The following is a 16,819-nucleotide window of genomic DNA, read 5'->3' as shown; positions in this document are numbered from 1 at the left end:
TTAGAGTCAGGTGCTATAACCTGAGCAAACAACATAAATCAAGTAACAGCCTAAAGAAGATAACCCATGTACGAAACCTTAAAACCAGATTTGGAAAAACAGCTTGCCGAGATCAAGGAAGCTGGTTTGTATAAGCAGGAGCGTATCATCACTACTCCGCAGGGAGCTGATATCGATACCACGCAGATGCAGCATGTACTGAACTTCTGTGCCAACAACTACCTGGGCCTGTCGGCTCACCCGAAAGTGATCGAGGCCGCCAAACACGCCATTGACACCCACGGTTATGGCATGAGCTCCGTGCGCTTCATCTGCGGCACGCAGGATATTCACAAAGAGCTGGAGCGCAAAATCTCTGAGTTCTTAGGCACTGAAGACACGATCCTATACGCAGCGGCTTTTGACGCGAATGGTGGCGTGTTCGAGCCCTTGTTCGACGCTGAGTCTGCGATCATATCTGATGCGCTGAACCATGCTTCGATCATCGACGGCATCCGTCTGTGCAAAGCCCAGCGTTTCCGCTACGAGCACAACAACATGGAAGACCTGGAGGCCAAATTACAGGAAGCGACGAATGCCGGTACCAAACACCGCATCATCGTAACCGACGGTGCCTTCTCCATGGACGGTACCGTAGCGCAACTCGACAAGATCGTGGCGTTGGCTGACAAGTATAAGGCCCTGATCATGATAGACGAGTGCCACAGCTCTGGCTTCATGGGCAAGACCGGTCGCGGTACGCACGAGTACCACAACGTAATGGGCCAGATCGACATCATTACCGGTACGCTGGGCAAAGCCCTTGGTGGCGCCATGGGTGGTTTTACGTCAGGCAAGAAAGAAATCATCGACATGCTGCGTCAGCGTTCCCGCCCATACCTGTTCTCCAACTCACTGGCCCCGTCTATTGTAGGCGCGTCTATCGCTGTGCTTGACTTGCTGAGCTCTACTACTGAGCTTCGCGATAAGCTGGAGTGGAACACCAAGTACTTCCGTGAGCAGATCACAGCCGCTGGTTTCGATATCAAACCAGGTGACCACCCGATTGTGCCCGTGATGCTTTACGATGCGCCACTTGCGCAGGAGTTTGCGGCCCGTATGCTCGATAAGGGTATCTACGTAATTGGTTTCTACTATCCGGTTGTTCCAAAAGGACAGGCCCGCATCCGTGTGCAGCTGTCTGCCGTGCACGATCGTGTGCATCTGGACAAGTGTATTGAAGCCTTCAAAGAGGTTGGCCGCGAACTGGGTGTAATCAAGTAAGATTGCAAATCTATCGAGGTATAGAAACAGCCGCTTCCATTGGGGGAGTGGCTGTTTTTTTTATTACCTTGTCATTATCTGGATCCACATACCTGCTATACCTATGAATAACGTTAAAATTAAGGCTGGTCAGTTGCTGCTCGGCACCGTGCTGGCCTGGTTGGTGATTTCATTTCTGGCCTATGCCACGGCAGGTATACGGGGTGAGGCAAACCTGACGGGTACGCTGCTGCAAATCACATTTTACTTCTCTATTTTACTTTCAGCAGAGGCTTACCTGAGCATGATGCTCAACCCACAATGGGTGCGTGTCAATCTGGGTATGGTACTGCTGCTTTGTGCCCCGGCACTGGCTTATTTGGCTTGGTTTGTAAGCCAGATTATTTTCGGGTAAGCTGGGTCCCTATTTCCTCAACATCAATCTCTCTCTATGTTATTCTGCTTTATCGGAAACGATCCTTTCTTCGGCTCCATCATGCTACTGGTAGTGGCTTATTATATATTAGTAGTGCTCTCGCTGCTGCACCTGATCTTCAGAACAAACTATAACCTGACAGAGCGCCTGCTTTGGATGGTCGTGCTGTGGGTAGTGCCCTTTTTTGGATTACTGGCTTACTGGGTATTTTGGAAGAAGAGACAATAACGATCATCAATCCTATATCATAAAATGAAAACAATACTAGGTATAGCTGCTATGCTGTTGCTAGCCCTGACAGGGTATGGCCAAGTTAGGTCTGCAGACAGGAAAATGTTTGCCGATACAGAAGCGAAAATAATCCAGTATAAAATGGAGGAGCAGAAAGCTTGGGATGCAGGTAACAAGCCCCTTGCTCTTGCTTACCGCGATTCGGTAAGTTACAGCATCATTGGCTCTTATATTGACAGCCATACTTTCAAAACATTAGATAATAAGAAAGTAAAACTTGAAAGCCTCAGCAAGCCGTTACTACTCACTACTTCCGCTACATGGTGCGCCGGCTGTGTTAGTGAGGTTTCTGCCCTAAACAAGGTAGCCAAAGAGTATGCAGATAAGGTAACTTTTATCGTGCTATTTCATGACACGAAAGGAGAGAAGCTTCGCAAGATGGCAAGAAAATACAATGACCAGATTTTGCTCGTTCCATCAAAAAAGATGGATGAAAACGTTCATACCTTAAATATTTCAGGCTTCAGACATATTCTGGGCTATCCAGTCAGTTATTTGGTAAACACTGAAAGAAAGATAATAGGCTTTTCAGAGGGAGCAGCTGTACCGATGACCTATACAAACGAAAAGGGGGAAAAGGTGACGACTACACAAGAAAAGGCGAATGCCATCAACTACAAAAATTTGAAAGAGCAGGTGGAGCAGCTGCTTGGCGAGTCTGCTTTGAGCTCTATAAACTAAAAAAGCCTCCGCTTAGCGGAGGCCCTTTCTATAGTTCTAAGTATAGTTCATTAAATGCGCTATGGCTATTCTTCTTTAGAAGCGTCCTGGCCTTGTTCGTCAAGGGTGATCGTACCAGTCTGACCTTCTTTGTTTGTCAGGGCGATTTCGTAAAGCACTTTCGCGTCGGCTGCGCCTTCAGCTGGCTTCACTTTATAGATATCACCTACAGTCCACTCTTTATAAGCTTCGTGATCTAGCACCGCCTTAACAGGGGCTGGAAGCTGATCTTTGGTAACTTTTTCTTTATTGTCGTTTTGAGTTTGAGTCTGAGCTTGCTCAGCAGCCTGGGTAGCTTGTGCGTTCGCATCAATTGATGTAAATCCAAGAAGGGCGATAGCGGCTGCTAGAAAAGTTACTTTTTTCATGATATGTTAGTTTAGTTCAGGTTAACATTTGTTTCGCATTGCCCTATTGGCATAACCGTGCCAAAACTGTTATTGGATGTTAAGTGGTTGACAATAAGTATTTTGTGTTTTTATCGTGTTGTGCGAAAACTGTGGAAAGTAAAATAGAGATGGGGAATCTGTTCCACACTTTGGGACGGAGCTGTACAATTTTAGCAAATGCATAGAGCTATACTGGCACCGGTGACAAACAAAAAAGCCAGCCTTAAAAGGCTGGCTTTACTGCTAGTGTAGATTATACCTAAGCCGCACTCACAGACTTCTCAGCTGGAGCGGGGGCGGTAGCTGGTTTCTGGTCTGTATCAAACAGGAAGTGATTAAGCTTCACACGCAAGTCGGCAGAGGAGAGGTTGCGGTATACCTCAGCATTGCGCACCAAGGCGATCTGACCCGTCTCCTCCGATACCACCAGCACCACGCTGTCGGTTACTTCGGTGAGACCAATAGCGGCACGGTGGCGCAAGCCCATGGAGGCAGGAATCTCGTTGTTCTCTGTTACCGGCAAAATGCAGCGGGCCGCTTTGATGCGATTACCCGATATGATTACGGCACCGTCATGCAGCGGACTCGTCTTGTTGAAGATCGACATCAGCAATCGCTTCGAGATCACGGCATCGATCAGGTCACCGGACTCAGCATAATATTTCAATTCAGAGCTTTTGGCAAATACAATTAGCGCACCCGTATTCTTGGCGGCCAGTGATTTAGAGGCTTCTATGAAAGGGGTAAGGCTGAGTTTCTCTACCTGGTCACGACGCCACGGAAAACCGCGGAACAGACGGTCGTTGTTAAAAGCCGTTGTCTTGCCGATGAGTAAAAGGAAGCGCCGGATCTCAGGCTGGAATACAATAATGGCCGCAAGCACACCCACGCCCATGAACTGGCCGAGGATAATACTGAGCAACTCCATGCCCGCCGCCCTTACTACCAGGTATAGCAGGTATACGGAGAGCAGTCCCAGGAAAATTTTAAGGGCTACGCTACCGGTCAGGAGCTTGTAGAGCTGGTACAGCAATACTGTAACAAGCAGGATGTCGAGCACATCCAGCAACTCAATCTCCAAAAAACCCAGTGTAAATAAAGGAATCAATGCGCTACTTTCGTGTATAGTTGGATAGTCTGTTTAGTTTCTTTTACGTCGTGCACCCGCAAAATGTCGGCGCCTTTTGCTAACGCCATGGTGTTAAGTGCTATTGTGCCGGCCAGTGCTTCAGATTGATCGATGCCCAGGAACTTGTAGGTCATGGACTTGCGGGATACTCCCACTAGTAACGGCAGTTCGAGTATACGTAGTTCCTCAAGGCGGCGCATTAGCTCAAAGTTCTGATCCACGGTCTTGGCAAAACCGAAACCCGGGTCCAGTATGAGGTCGTTTACGCCCAGGTTTTTCAGCTGCGCCACCTTGGTCTGCAGCTCGTCTATAACGTCCAGCACGAGGTCGTCATAATCTGTCAGGCTGTTCATGGTCTGCGGCGTACCGCGCATGTGCATGAGGATGTATGGCACTTGTAGTCGGGCCACCGTTTCGAACATGGCCTCATCCAGGTTGCCGCCCGAAATATCGTTGATGATCGAAGCGCCTGCCTGTATACTTGCCTCGGCCACATTAGCCCGGAAAGTATCCACTGAAATAACTGCTTCCGGAAAAGCCTGCATGATAGCCTCTATGGCAGGTATAACCCGATCCAGTTCTTCTGCTACAGCAACATCCGCAGCACCCGGACGCGAGGAATACCCTCCCAGGTCGAGAATGTCGGCGCCGTCACGCAGCATGGCTTCGGCTCGGTGCAACACTTCGTCGGGAGAGCTGAGGCGACTGCCTGCATAAAAGGAGTCAGGCGTAACGTTGAGGATGCCCATGACCAGCGGCGTATCCAGCGAAAGGATTTTTCCGCGGCAGTTAAGTGTACTTTTCCTTCGAAAAAACTTATCTTTCGATTCCAATGTTGGCGTATCTGTCAATCGTTTAAAATTAAAGCTAAAAAGTTGATTAGTCAAACACTCCAGGAATATAATCAGGTAGTAAACCGCTGCAAAGACACCTTTGTCAAGAAGACCAAAGATTACGGCACCGCCTGGCGCGTGCTGCGTTTACCATCCATCACCGACCAGATTTTTATCAAGGCCCAACGCATCCGCTCCATACAGGAGAAGGGCAAGCAGATGGTGGAAGACGACATTCGCGACGAGTTTGTAGGCATCATCAACTACTGCGTGATCGCCCTGATGCAGCTTGGCCTGCAGGAGAGTGACGAACTGACGCTATCGGCAGAGGAGGTAGAGCGCATGTATACCGAGCATATTGAGGAGAACATCAAACTGCTCAATGCCAAAAACCACGACTACGGCGAAGCCTGGCGCGATATGCGTGTGAGTTCTATCACGGATATTATCCTGATGAAGCTCTACCGCACCAAGCAGATCGAAGACAACGAAGGCCATACCCTGATCTCAGAAGGGGTAGAGGCCAACTACCGCGACATGATCAACTATGCTGTGTTTGCGCTGATTAAGCAGGGCTTTGCGGAGACGGTGAGGTAAGGTATAGGTTAGATAGAAACATACAAGTATGTCATCTCGACGATAGGAGAGATCTGAAGATTTTGATGCTAAGGCAGCGTTTCAGATTTCGCACTAATCGCGATCCCTTACCCTCTGTTCGGAATGACAGTTTAGGTTAAAATTTAAGATCAACTGATGAAAAGCGATAAACTTGCCTACGGCTCTCTTAAATACGGTCTATTGTTCTTTGGTCTTTTATTTATAACAATACCTGCCCTGAATGTTATTGATCCTGAACTGGCAACATTCAACGGCGAGCATAAAGCGATGGACTGGTTTACTTTTTCAATATTCATACTAGTTGGTTCGTTAGCGATACTTGTATTTCTGATATTTCAGGACAAGTTTGCGATGGTTGAAATAGGTAACCAAAAGATAAAAGTGATCAGAGGCAGTGAAGAAATAGAAGTAAGCTGGCTAGAGGTAGAGTCGGTAGTTTTATTGTGGTTTATTTTTCCGCCTTTATATAAACTAAAAATCAAGGAGCACGAAGATTATATTCTTTTTGCAACTGACCGCAGCGGACTAAGTGTAGGAGGTTTCACTAGAGATTTAAGTGAGATGGGCGGCTTAGTAAATAAGAAAAAAAGAGAACTAGGCATTTAGTCACAATTTTAAAACATAAACATATTCCTCTCCCCCTCCTGTTTTTAGGAGGGGGCAGGGGGGAGGTAAACCATGAAATACATCACCAAATTTTTCTGGCTCTTCGTAGGAGTGCTGTTCATCTTCTCGGGTCTGATCAAGATCAACGACCCGGTAGGCACGGCCATTAAACTGGAGGAATACTTCGAGGTATTCGCCCACGACATTTCACCTGTATTTCTGACGCTGGTACCAGCGGCTTTGTTTCTATCCATTTTCCTGAGTGCGGCCGAGATCGTGCTGGGTGTGGCGCTGCTTATCCGCTGGAAGCTCAAGGAAGTGTTGTGGCTGCTGCTGGCCATGATCGTGTTCTTCACTTTCCTGACCTTCTACTCAGCCTACTTCAACAAAGTGACCGATTGCGGTTGCTTCGGCGATGCCATCAAGCTCACACCTTGGGAGTCGTTCACCAAAGACATTGTGCTGTTGGTGATGATCATTTGGCTGCTGCTTTACAAGCGCTACCTGCAGCCAATCGTGCAGCCAAAAGTGGGAGCAACCGTAACAGCGCTCACTGCTTTAATCTCGGTGGGCATCGGCTGGTACGCTTACGAGCACCTGCCTTACGTTGATTTCCGCGCTTATAAAATAGGGAATAACATACCTGCGCTCATGAAGCCATCGGCTCCACTGCGCTATAAGTACGTGATGGTGAAAGACGGTCAGGAAGAAGAGTTCGAAGACTACCCGATGGACGAGGCCTACACCTTCAAGGAAATGGTAGCGATCAACCCGGAGGACGGCCCGAAAATCACTGACTTCAATGTGTGGAACGACGAGGGCGACTTCACGCAGGAGATTCTAAGCGGCAAGAAATTGCTGGTGATCGTGCACAATGTGGACAAAGCTAATCGCAGCAACATGGCTCAGATCATCCAACTAGTGCAGGAAGCCGAGCAACAAGGTATAGCCCCTGTGGTGATCACTTCGTCTGGCCGGCAGGAGTTTGAGGCCTTCCGCCACGAGGTTGGTTTGGCGGCTCCTTACTTCTTCGGTGACGGCACCGTGCTTAAAACCATGATGCGCTCCAACCCCGGCACCATGCTGCTGCAGGACGGCACCGTGAAAGGCATGTGGCACCACAACGACACACCAGAAGTGTCGGAGCTTGTGAGTTTGCTGTAAGAGACCCGTCTATACTTTGGCTTTGAACACACAGCGCATTTTCCTGATCGGTATGATGGGGGCCGGTAAGACCACACTAGGCCGTGAGCTGGCCGAGCGGCTGGGCTATACCTTTGTAGACCTCGACGACTACATCGAACAGCGGGAAGGCCAAACAATTCCGCAGCTGTTTGAGGCAGGAGGGCAAGACTACTTCCGGCAAAAAGAACGGCAGGCACTGGAAGCGGTAGTGCAGGAATTTGAGCAGTCTGTTATCGCTACGGGCGGCGGAGCACCCTGCTTCTTTGACAACATGGATTATATCAACCAGCACGGCAAAAGCGTTTTTCTGGATGTGCCAGCAGGTGAAATTGCCCGGCGTTTGCTGTTAACAGACCTGAATCAGCGTCCTCTGTTAGCTCAGAAAAATGAAGCGGAACTAAAGGATTTCATAGTCAGAACATTAGCTGAACGCATCAGTTTTTACAAAAAGGCCAGGTTTACATTATCGGGAAAAAGGTATAACATTGAACGATTAGAATCGTTAGTTAAACCATAATCAAAACTCCTCGTTACCGCATATGTATTGCAGCGGATAAATACATACGCTATACCTAATATTTGACTAATTTTGCAGTTGAAATCCGTCTTTAGCAAAACCTGACTATGAAACCCAATCACAAAGGACAAGCCCAGATATTCCAAAACCCTGTGTTGGAAAGACTGACCCGTACCCACATTGCACTGCCTATTTCCATTTTTATCGTCATTGCCATCGGACTGATCTATTACGGCATCACGTATAGCTTCATCAATGTGCTGGAGGCGATCGGATTTTTTCTGCTGGGCTGGCTTATCTTCTCTCTGATCGAGTACTGCGCGCATCGTTTCGTATTTCACATGGAAACCGACACGCCAATGAAGGAGCGCATTCAGTATACATTCCACGGTAACCACCACGAGTACCCGAAAGACAAAGAGCGCCTGGCGATGCCGCCGATCGTGAGCTTGTTCATCGCTTCGTTTTTCTTCTTTGTGTTCAAGCTGATCTTTGGGCAGTTTGTGTTCGGTGTAGTAGCCGGTCTGCTGTTTGGCTACGCGCTATACCTGTTTGTGCACTATGCCGTGCATGCCTACGCACCGCCTAAGAACTTCTTGAAGCAACTCTGGATACACCACAGCATTCACCACTATAAAGATCCGAATGTAGCCTATGGCGTATCATCTCCGCTTTGGGACTACATACTGGGCACTATGCCGAAGCGCTCAGGATCAAAATAATTTCAGATGCTATAAAATCAAAAAGGGAGCCGATTGGCTCCCTTTTTTTTGTGTTAGGTATTAAAGTTTATCTTCTGAATCGGCTAAACAGCCAGCCTACCAGGGCCACGATCAGAACGATGATGATGAGTGCGGTCCACATACCAGCTTTAAAGATGTCGGCAATGACGTCACAACTAGTCATCGTGACAGCCATCAATACGAAAAGGACTGGCAGATATAGTCTTATATTTTTCATAGTCTTAGTTAGTTTAGGTTATAGCTCAGCATTATACGCTATCATAAAGCGTGCGGCTGTGGTTAATATGACGAAATTGTCATATATATAAGATACTTGCTTTTGTGAGAAAAGGTTTGCTTGAGAGGAAGTAGGGCGCTTGGGGAAGATCATCAGTCTTTTCTTAACCTAAGGCATATCATATGAGTAAACACATGAAAACGTCTTCATGTTTATAAAGCGTCAATTCCTTAATGCTGGATTTCTACAATTTCATTAAGCGGTTTGCGGCGGCGGTATTCCTTGTCCTCTTCGCTTACTTGCTAATAAGTCAAGGTTACTTTTTCCTGCTGGTGTTTTCGGGCATTCTGCTTGCCGTGCTCTTCAGTGGTTTGGCTGAGTGGGTGGTCAAGAAAACAGGAATGAAGCGTTGGGTGGCACTACTGCTGTCAGTGCTGCTTTTCTTTGGCTTGATCATAGGGGCCTTTTGGCTACTGGCACCTACTATGGCAGAGCAGGTAGGCCAGATGCGGGAAACCTTACCTAAGTCCATTGAGCAGCTGCGGAACTGGCTAAGCGAGCGAGGCTGGGGGCAACGGGTTGAGGAGGAACTGCCCGATAGCTTTAAAAGCGCACTGCCAGCGCAGGATGATCTTATCTCGCAGGTTACCGGTGCTTTTTATACGACGCTAGGATTTCTTGCCGATCTGGTGATAGTGGTTATCACAGCCTTATTCCTGGCCTCAAACCCGACCCTCTATACCCATGGTCTGACCAGGCTGTTTCCCGTCCATAAGCGGACCCGTATACTCGAGGTGCTTGACAAGTGTTATGAAACCCTGCGGAAATGGCTGGTGGCCATGCTGCTTGCTATGACGATGATTGGTGTCAGCACTGCCATTGGCTACAATCTTATCGGACTTCCCCTGGCATTTGCTTTGGCCTTCATCGCCTTTCTATTCGCATTTGTGCCTAATATAGGTCCCTGGCTGGCTGGCGTGCCCGCTGTGCTCATTGGTCTGACAGAAGGAGGGCAGATGGCACTTTATGTGATCCTGATCTATGGCGGTATTCAGATGGTGGAAAGCTATGTGATTACCCCCATTATATTTAAACGGACAGTGGACTTGCCGCCAGCACTTTTGCTGTTCTTTCAAGTGCTGCTTGGCCTACTATTGGGTGCGTTAGGGCTATTGCTGGCTGCGCCTATACTGGCTGTTCTGATGGTGATGGTACAGGAGTTGTATATAAAGGATGTGCTAGAAGAGAAAAGGAAATAAAAAAAGCCACTTGCAGTTTTACCTGTAAGTGGCTTTTTGCTCTCCCTCCTGGGCTCGAACCAGGGACCCTCTGATTAACAGTCAGATGCTCTAACCGACTGAGCTAAGGAAGAGTGTTTCGGTTATCTTCGCTGGCGATGTGCTGCCGTTGAATTATGATGCAATATTACGGTGCTTTTCGAGATTATGCAAGTCCTGTCCAAAAAAAATCTTCACACAAGACGTAAATTTCTGGGTATCAATCTAAAAAAATTAATTCATGATATGGAGCAAAGAGCCGTTGAGCGCCGTTCGGTATTGCCTAAGTCCATAAACAGCCGGTCCGGTCATCACACCACCCTGAAAGTTGAATTGGGAGCCGCAGCATTTATCATTTATAAACAGATTGGACTGATCCACTTCTACACGACCACAAGGAGTGGCAGCTGTTGGGTCGTAGGTGCAGGCCCGCTCGAAGGCAAGGTATAGGTTGGCGTTCTGGCGCACCACGATGATGCCTTTGTAGCCACCATCCAGGTATGCGTAACCGCCGTCCTGCCGCAGGCGTGGGTAGAGTTGGCTGTTGACATTGATTTGCTCACTCACCGGTACGTTAGGTATACCTGGTCCCTGGTTGTTATCGCTGCAGGAAGCAAACAGGAATAAGGCCAGCAGGTAGAAAAGCCTACTGATAATCGTAGAAGCCTTTGCCTGATTTGCGGCCGTGGTGGCCAGCGTCCACTTTCTGCTGCTGTATGCGGCTCGGTCTGAATTTTGAGTCATAATGGAAAGCCTCAAACATAGAGGAAGTAACAGAGTAATTGGTGTCTACGCCGATCAGGTCCATCAGTTCGAAAGGTCCCATCTTGAAGCCACTGGCCTGCATGAGGCGGTCTATACCTTTGGCATCAGCCACACCTTCCTCCAGTAGTTTCAACCCTTCCACATAGAAGTGGCGCGCTACCCGGTTCACGATAAAGCCCGGAGCGTCTTTAGCCATCACTGGTTTCTTATCCAGTTTCAGGGCCAGTTGCTTAATGGTTTCAGCTACTTCCGGTGATGTGGCAGCCCCTGAAATCACTTCGACCAGCTTCATGATGTGAGCCGGATTGAAGAAGTGCATGCCCACGACACGCTCTGGGTTAGGTATACCTGACGCAATACGTGTGATCGGTATAGACGACGTGTTGGAAGCGAAAATGGTGTCTGGCGTATTGACAGCATCCAAATCCTTGAATATACTTTGCTTCACTTCAAGGCGCTCTACCACGGCTTCTATGATAACGTCGCAGCTCAGCTGCAGCGTATCGCCGGTATAAGATAAGTTCTCCAGTGTCGCCTGTTTATCAGCTTCGGTTAGTTTACCGCGTTCTATCCCTTTGTCGAGGTTCTTGACGGTGGTGGCTTCTGCTTTCTGCAGCACCTGCGCATTGATGTCGAACAGGATGGTCTTATACCCAGCCTGCGCACAAATTTGCGCAATGCCCTGGCCCATCGTGCCGGCACCTATTATCCCTATCGTCTTGATATCCTCGAATTTCATAGTTCTGATTTTTAATTTTGTGAATGAGTGAAGGAGCTATTCCATATCGTAAGAGGGCAAGCTTCTATAGGCCTCAATTGAGATTTACAATTGAACAATTAAATCAATATCTAAATCAAAACATTCACTCAATCACCAACTCACTCATGAACTCAATTATTAAATTACTCCTTTAAACTGGCGGAGGAAGCGCACGTCGTTTTCGGTGAACAAGCGCAGGTCTTTGATCTGGTAGCGGAGCATCGTGATGCGCTCGATGCCCATGCCGAATGCAAAGCCTGAGTATACTGTAGAGTCAATGCCGCAGTTTTCGAGTACGTTCGGGTCAACCATGCCGGAGCCACCAATCTCAACCCAGCCAGACTGCTTACAGATGTTGCAACCTTCGCCTTTGCAGATCAGGCAGGAAATATCAATCTCGGCGCTTGGCTCCGTGAACGGGAAGAACGATGGGCGGAAACGGATCTTGGTCTCCTGCCCGAACATCTCCTTGGCGAAGTAGTAAAGCGTTTCTTTCAGGTCTTTGAAGCTCACCCCTTTATTCACATACAAGCCCTCTACCTGTTGGAACACCATGTGTGCACGGGCCGAAATGGCCTCGTTGCGGTATACGCGGCCCGGCATGATGCTGCGGAGTGGCGGCTGGTTGTTTTCCATCAGGCGTACCTGCACGTTGGAGGTATGGGTACGCAACAGCTTGTCGCGGTCTTCGCTCAGGAAAAAGGTGTCCTGCATCTCGCGGGCCGGGTGGTTTTCCGGGAAGTTCAGGGCCGTGAAGTTGTGCCAGTCGTCCTCAATCTCGGGTCCGTCGGCCACGTTGAAGCCGATGCGCTCGAAAATGCGCACGATCTCAGCACGCACCAGCGAAAGCGGATGGCGAGTGCCCAGTGTGTTAGGTACAGGAGGTAACGTAAAGTCAAAAGCGTTTTCGGCTTCAGAACCGGTGCTGGCATTGGCCAGTTGCTCCTGCGCTTCGTCGAAACGGGCCTGGGCCTTGTTCTTGAGTTGGTTCAGTTCCTGACCCACCTGACGGCGCTGTTCTGGCGCTACTGATTTCAGATCATCAAAAAGGGCAGCGATAGCCCCTTTGCGGCCAATGTACGCTATTCTGAATTGCTCCAAATCGGCAGCGCTACTAAGCGGCGCAGCCTCTATCTCTTGTGCTACTCTCTGTATATTCTCAACCATAGTATGCAAAGATAATAAATTGCGAAATTTAGCGGTTGTTTTGGCCTTATAAATCAAATCATCGACTTTGAAGCTGGGCCGGTTCTTTCTTCTCTTGTTGTCATCCTGTAAGGATCTTAGTAAATATGGCCCCTACCCCCGCAAGTAGCAAAGGCTTGGCCTCCCGGGGGTAGGGGCCATATTTTTCAACCTGGTTTCTTCACAGAATGACAAAAAGGTTTGGACCATATTCTCAAAGAGTGAATTAATAAACTAATTTGCTTTACCGACGCAAACCGGCCGTTTACCGACTTCTGTCCAGAGGTAGCCTAAAAGCCATTGAGCTGTGCTAGCGCTTGTTATACCTTTGGTACAGAAATTAAAACTAAACGAAATAAGACCATGAAAAATCAAAACTATAATAGAGGCGGTTCCGGCAAAATGGCTGGGGTGTTCCTCCTGATGGTGGGTGTGCTGTTGCTCACTGCCAAAATGGGCATTTTCTTTCTTCCGGGCTGGGTGTTCTCCTGGCCAATGTTCCTGATCGCGCTGGGCCTGTTCCTGGGCTTTAAGCACTCGTTTCAGAAACCAAGCTGGCTTGTGCTCATCGTTATCGGAGGCGTGTTTCTGCTCGACAGACACTTTTTCCTTGATATCAACTTAAAGCTGTATTTCTGGCCAATCCTGATCATCGGACTGGGGCTGTGGCTAATCATGAAGCCTAAAAAGCGTAACCCTTGGGAAAACCAGGTGGGTCCGGTCCCCAACCCAAGACCAGAAGATACGCCTGGTTATTACACGGACCCCGTGAATGGAGCCTATCCCGGCGGCTATACCGACTACACCGGCGATGAAGCTTATACCTCGGACGGTTACAGTAGCGCAACGAACGAGGCGACATACGGGCCTGAAGATCGCATTGACAGTGCGGCAGTGCTCGGAGGGATAAAAAAAAACATCGTCTCTAAGAACTTCAAAGGGGGCGAAGTGGTGAGTGTGTTTGGTGGCACGGAGCTTAACCTGATGCAGGCTGACATACAGCACCCGATCGTACTCGAGGCTACCCAGATTTTCGGGGGCACTACCCTGATCATCCCGCCGCACTGGCACGTCAAGTCCGACGAGATGGTGGCCATACTGGGCGGGATTGACGACAAGCGCCCGGCCATGCCACAGGGTTATGATCCGAACAAAGTGCTGATTCTCAAAGGCACCACCCTCTTTGGCGGCTTGAGCATTAAGAGCTACTAATGGAGGGGGTAGCTTCACAGGTGCGCCTGGTGCTGCTATACCTTGGCTGGGCCTTGCTCTGGTCACTGGTGCAGGTACTAGTGCTTTGGCCAACGGGCTTTGGGTGGCGCATTGTCGTGGTAGACGCTTTCCTCACTAATCTGGTGCTGGCCATTGGCGGCTTTGCCATGGGTACGGGCTTGCGCTATTACCAACCCAGCTTACGACAGGCCGGTTACCTGTTGGGCTGGAGCCTCGGATTGGCAGGTATAAGCGCTACCATCTTTTACTGGAGCTCCCATACCCTGTTTGAGAACAAGGTGCTTTACCTAAGCTTTGTGAATAGTACCCTGGCCGTGCGGGTGGCTTTTAATTGGCTGATGCTGCTCCTGATGCTTCTCCTGACCTGGCTCTGGTTTTATACCCGTGAGCTGCAGGAAGCCGAGAAGCGCAAGGCGGCCACCGAGAAACTGGCCCGTGAAGCTGAGCTCTATAACCTACGCCAGCAACTGCAGCCGCACTTTCTGTTCAACAGCCTCAACTCCATCAGCGCTTTGGCCGTGAGTCGACCGGAACAGGCCCGCACCATGGTGCAGCAGCTCTCGGATTTTCTGCGTGGCACCCTGCGCAAGGACAATAACCAACTAGTGCCGCTGGCAGAGGAACTGAAGCAACTGCAGCTATACCTGGACATTGAGAAAGTACGCTTCGGGCATAGGCTGCAGGTAGAGGTAGAGGCCACCGAGGAAAGTCAAAGCATGAAGCTGCCTGTCCTGTTGCTGCAGCCGGTCGTGGAAAACGCCATCAAGTTTGGGCTCTACGACACGGTGGGGGATACGGCAATAAAGGTGAAAGCGACTACTGCAGATGGCTACCTGACCATCACGACACAGAACCCCTATGACCCGGCCACGAGCCAGCCCCGCAAGGGCACCGGCTTCGGGCTCGACTCAGTCCAGCGCAGGCTATACCTGCTGTATGCCCGGCAGGACCTGCTGCGCACCAATCAACAAGACCATCAGTTCACCACAACCATCAAGATACCCCAGCACTATGAAAAAATGCCTGATAATAGATGACGAACCGCTGGCCCGCAGCATCGTGGCCGAGTACCTGCAAGCCTACCCGGAACTAGAAGTAGCGCAGGAGTGTGGTGACGGATTCGAGGGTGTAAAGGCCATCATGCAGCACCAGCCTGACCTGATCTTCCTTGATATCCAGATGCCCAAGATCAACGGCTTCGAGATGTTGGAACTGGTAGAGCAGGCTCCTGGCGTCATCTTCACCACTGCCTTTGACGAGTACGCCATCAAAGCATTTGAAACCAATGCCGTGGACTACCTGCTCAAGCCTTTTAGCAGAGATCGCTTCGATGCGGCCATACGCAAGTGGTTGCAGAGTCAGGCAGCGGCACAGACTATACCTGCGACCACTGCGCTGGAGGAAGTAACCGGGAAGCAGCCCGAGGAACAGCACCGCATTGTGGTACGGGCCGGCAACAACATCCGGATCATACCTGTGGGCGATGTGCTATACCTGGAGGCCTACGACGATTATGTGAAGATCCATACCCGTGACGGCGTGTTTTTAAAGAAGAAGACCATGGGCTACTATGAGAAGGCGCTTGACCCGAAACAGTTTGTACGGGTGCATCGCTCCTATATCATGGCGCTGTCGCAACTTACCCGCATCGAACCTTTCGAGAAGGACAGTCACGTGGCCCTGCTGCGCAACGGTGAGCGCATCCCACTGAGTAAGAGTGGCTATACCCGACTAAGAAGTGTGCTGGGCATATAGGTATACCTATCCTATAACTCGTTGCGCATCTCACTATACCTTATGCCAATGACTGTTCGGCAGTAGAATTTGCTGATTCGAATCAGGTTTTATACTGTTCGTCTAAATTGTTTTTACCTAAGTAAAAAAACTGACAATTTTGTCTTCAGCTGTTTGACACCCTTTGCCACTTGCACATCAAACATTCACTAAGTAATTCTGTTAAATCATGGTGGAAACTTTCGAAATAAAAAACGTTTCCTTAGTTTTGCAGCGGAATTATGAAGATGGAAGAAGCAACATCACAACAACTGACTGTAAAAGAGAAAATTGCGCAAGAGGCCTTCGTGCTCTTCTGCCAGCGTGGTATCAAGAGCGTGTCGATGGATGATATAGCGCAGCACCTCTCCATGTCTAAGAAAACCATTTACAAGTGGTATAGCAACAAAGACGAGGTGGTGCATTTTGCTACTAACAACTATCTGCTGTCAGTAAAGGCAGACTGCGACCAATGCCAACGTGAAGCCCCCAATGCCATTGAAGAGCTGTGGTCAGTAATGGATACCACGCGTCGCATTTTCGCGAACATTCACCCCGCTATTTTTCATGACCTGCAGAAGTACCATGCCAGTGCCTGGAGGCTGTGGCAGGAGTACAAGAGCCAGTACCTGCTAGAGCAGATTAAAGCTAATCTGGAGCGGGGCATGGCGGAAGGGCTCTTTCGCAAGGAGCTCGATGTGGAGGTAGTAGCCCGTTTGAGGCTGGCCCAGATTGAGGTGCCTTTTGACGCGACCATGTTTCCGCGGCACCAATTTGAGGTGCTGCCTGTGCAGATGATCAGCTTAGAATGCTTCATGCTCGGCATCGCCACGCTGAAGGGACACAAGATGATCAACGACTACAAGCAAATTACAGAAGAAGAATAATCGTTCACACCTT

Annotated in this window: 21 protein-coding genes and 1 tRNA gene; 14 read left to right on the top strand and 8 right to left on the bottom strand. The window is 49.3% G+C overall.

Annotation, left to right across the window (positions count from 1 at the left end):
• Positions 1 to 66 precede the first annotated feature (66 nt).
• From kbl to AC5FX6_RS17670, 4 genes are all read left to right on the top strand, one after another.
• Positions 67 to 1,263 (top strand): glycine C-acetyltransferase, encoded by a 1,197-nt coding sequence (gene kbl, locus AC5FX6_RS17685; protein WP_493598284.1) that lies wholly within the window; start codon positions 67 to 69, stop codon positions 1,261 to 1,263.
• 103 nt (positions 1,264 to 1,366) lie between these two features.
• Entirely contained in the window at positions 1,367 to 1,657 is a 291-nt protein-coding gene (locus tag AC5FX6_RS17680; protein ID WP_493598283.1) for a hypothetical protein, read from the top strand.
• A 36-nt stretch (positions 1,658 to 1,693) separates the two neighbouring features.
• On the top strand, positions 1,694 to 1,906 hold the full coding sequence (locus AC5FX6_RS17675; protein WP_493598282.1) for a PLDc N-terminal domain-containing protein: 213 nt from the start codon (positions 1,694 to 1,696) through the stop codon (positions 1,904 to 1,906).
• Between the two features lie 57 nt (positions 1,907 to 1,963).
• The gene (locus AC5FX6_RS17670; RefSeq protein ID WP_493598281.1) at positions 1,964 to 2,650 is read left to right on the top strand and encodes a TlpA family protein disulfide reductase; all 687 of its coding nucleotides are present in this window, start codon (positions 1,964 to 1,966) and stop codon (positions 2,648 to 2,650) included.
• Between the two features lie 65 nt (positions 2,651 to 2,715).
• Here AC5FX6_RS17670 and AC5FX6_RS17665 read toward each other — a convergent pair whose 3' ends face one another.
• From AC5FX6_RS17665 to folP, 3 genes are all read right to left on the bottom strand, one after another.
• The gene (locus AC5FX6_RS17665) at positions 2,716 to 3,057 is read right to left on the bottom strand and encodes a hypothetical protein (RefSeq protein ID WP_493598280.1); all 342 of its coding nucleotides are present in this window, start codon (positions 3,055 to 3,057) and stop codon (positions 2,716 to 2,718) included.
• Between the two features lie 280 nt (positions 3,058 to 3,337).
• Complete coding sequence (gene cdaA, locus AC5FX6_RS17660; RefSeq protein ID WP_493598279.1) at positions 3,338 to 4,186, bottom strand: diadenylate cyclase CdaA; 849 nt, start codon at positions 4,184 to 4,186, stop codon at positions 3,338 to 3,340.
• Positions 4,183 to 5,040, bottom strand: a complete 858-nt coding sequence (gene folP / locus AC5FX6_RS17655) for a dihydropteroate synthase (protein ID WP_493598334.1) — start codon at positions 5,038 to 5,040, stop codon at positions 4,183 to 4,185. Before folP ends, cdaA begins: the two co-directional genes overlap by 4 nt.
• 42 nt (positions 5,041 to 5,082) lie before the next feature.
• Here folP and AC5FX6_RS17650 point away from each other — a divergent pair, with 42 nt between their 5' ends.
• The 5 genes from AC5FX6_RS17650 to AC5FX6_RS17630 all read left to right on the top strand — a co-directional run bounded on the left by AC5FX6_RS17650 (position 5,083) and on the right by AC5FX6_RS17630 (position 8,688).
• Positions 5,083 to 5,637, top strand: a complete 555-nt coding sequence (locus AC5FX6_RS17650; protein ID WP_493598278.1) for a DUF1599 domain-containing protein — start codon at positions 5,083 to 5,085, stop codon at positions 5,635 to 5,637.
• 156 nt (positions 5,638 to 5,793) lie between these two features.
• Positions 5,794 to 6,264 (top strand): hypothetical protein, encoded by a 471-nt coding sequence (locus AC5FX6_RS17645; protein ID WP_493598277.1) that lies wholly within the window; start codon positions 5,794 to 5,796, stop codon positions 6,262 to 6,264.
• A 72-nt stretch (positions 6,265 to 6,336) separates the two neighbouring features.
• Complete coding sequence (locus tag AC5FX6_RS17640; protein ID WP_493598276.1) at positions 6,337 to 7,428, top strand: BT_3928 family protein; 1,092 nt, start codon at positions 6,337 to 6,339, stop codon at positions 7,426 to 7,428.
• 16 nt (positions 7,429 to 7,444) lie between these two features.
• Positions 7,445 to 7,966 carry a shikimate kinase gene (locus AC5FX6_RS17635; protein ID WP_493598275.1) on the top strand — a complete coding sequence of 174 codons (522 nt, stop codon included), beginning with the start codon at positions 7,445 to 7,447 and terminating at the stop codon, positions 7,964 to 7,966.
• Positions 7,967 to 8,073: 107 nt separating this feature from the next.
• The gene (locus tag AC5FX6_RS17630) at positions 8,074 to 8,688 is read left to right on the top strand and encodes a sterol desaturase family protein (protein ID WP_493598274.1); all 615 of its coding nucleotides are present in this window, start codon (positions 8,074 to 8,076) and stop codon (positions 8,686 to 8,688) included.
• Positions 8,689 to 8,755: 67 nt separating this feature from the next.
• Here the strand turns inward: AC5FX6_RS17630 and AC5FX6_RS17625 are convergent, their stop codons facing one another.
• Positions 8,756 to 8,926: a hypothetical protein gene (locus AC5FX6_RS17625; protein WP_493598273.1), complete on the bottom strand. Its 171-nt coding sequence runs from the start codon at positions 8,924 to 8,926 to the stop codon at positions 8,756 to 8,758.
• Between the two features lie 233 nt (positions 8,927 to 9,159).
• Here AC5FX6_RS17625 and AC5FX6_RS17620 point away from each other — a divergent pair, with 233 nt between their 5' ends.
• Positions 9,160 to 10,185: an AI-2E family transporter gene (locus AC5FX6_RS17620; protein WP_493598272.1), complete on the top strand. Its 1,026-nt coding sequence runs from the start codon at positions 9,160 to 9,162 to the stop codon at positions 10,183 to 10,185.
• A gap of 39 nt (positions 10,186 to 10,224) precedes the next feature.
• On the opposite strand, the gene AC5FX6_RS17615 is transcribed toward AC5FX6_RS17620, so the two are convergent.
• The 4 genes from AC5FX6_RS17615 to pheS form a co-directional block, all read right to left on the bottom strand.
• A tRNA-Asn gene (locus AC5FX6_RS17615) sits at positions 10,225 to 10,298 on the bottom strand.
• Between the two features lie 139 nt (positions 10,299 to 10,437).
• The gene (locus AC5FX6_RS17610) at positions 10,438 to 10,947 is read right to left on the bottom strand and encodes a hypothetical protein (protein WP_493598271.1); all 510 of its coding nucleotides are present in this window, start codon (positions 10,945 to 10,947) and stop codon (positions 10,438 to 10,440) included.
• On the bottom strand, positions 10,850 to 11,707 hold the full coding sequence (locus AC5FX6_RS17605) for a 3-hydroxyacyl-CoA dehydrogenase family protein (protein WP_493598270.1): 858 nt from the start codon (positions 11,705 to 11,707) through the stop codon (positions 10,850 to 10,852). The genes AC5FX6_RS17610 and AC5FX6_RS17605 overlap by 98 nt, the downstream gene beginning before the upstream one ends.
• Positions 11,708 to 11,866: 159 nt before the next feature.
• The gene (pheS, locus tag AC5FX6_RS17600) at positions 11,867 to 12,895 is read right to left on the bottom strand and encodes a phenylalanine--tRNA ligase subunit alpha (protein WP_493598269.1); all 1,029 of its coding nucleotides are present in this window, start codon (positions 12,893 to 12,895) and stop codon (positions 11,867 to 11,869) included.
• A 381-nt stretch (positions 12,896 to 13,276) separates the two neighbouring features.
• On the opposite strand from pheS, the gene AC5FX6_RS17595 reads away from it, so the two are divergent.
• From AC5FX6_RS17595 to AC5FX6_RS17580, 4 genes are all read left to right on the top strand, one after another.
• Positions 13,277 to 14,125: a LiaF transmembrane domain-containing protein gene (locus tag AC5FX6_RS17595; protein ID WP_493598268.1), complete on the top strand. Its 849-nt coding sequence runs from the start codon at positions 13,277 to 13,279 to the stop codon at positions 14,123 to 14,125.
• Positions 14,125 to 15,183: a sensor histidine kinase gene (locus tag AC5FX6_RS17590; protein ID WP_493598267.1), complete on the top strand. Its 1,059-nt coding sequence runs from the start codon at positions 14,125 to 14,127 to the stop codon at positions 15,181 to 15,183. Before AC5FX6_RS17595 ends, AC5FX6_RS17590 begins: the two co-directional genes overlap by 1 nt.
• Positions 15,158 to 15,901, top strand: a complete 744-nt coding sequence (locus AC5FX6_RS17585) for a LytR/AlgR family response regulator transcription factor (protein WP_493598266.1) — start codon at positions 15,158 to 15,160, stop codon at positions 15,899 to 15,901. Before AC5FX6_RS17590 ends, AC5FX6_RS17585 begins: the two co-directional genes overlap by 26 nt.
• Before the next feature lie 266 nt (positions 15,902 to 16,167).
• Positions 16,168 to 16,806 (top strand): TetR/AcrR family transcriptional regulator, encoded by a 639-nt coding sequence (locus tag AC5FX6_RS17580; protein WP_493598265.1) that lies wholly within the window; start codon positions 16,168 to 16,170, stop codon positions 16,804 to 16,806.
• Positions 16,807 to 16,819 lie beyond the last annotated feature (13 nt).

Source organism: Pontibacter sp. LHS2, from assembly GCF_058932845.1.
This window is presented reverse-complemented; position numbering and strand designations above follow the sequence as displayed.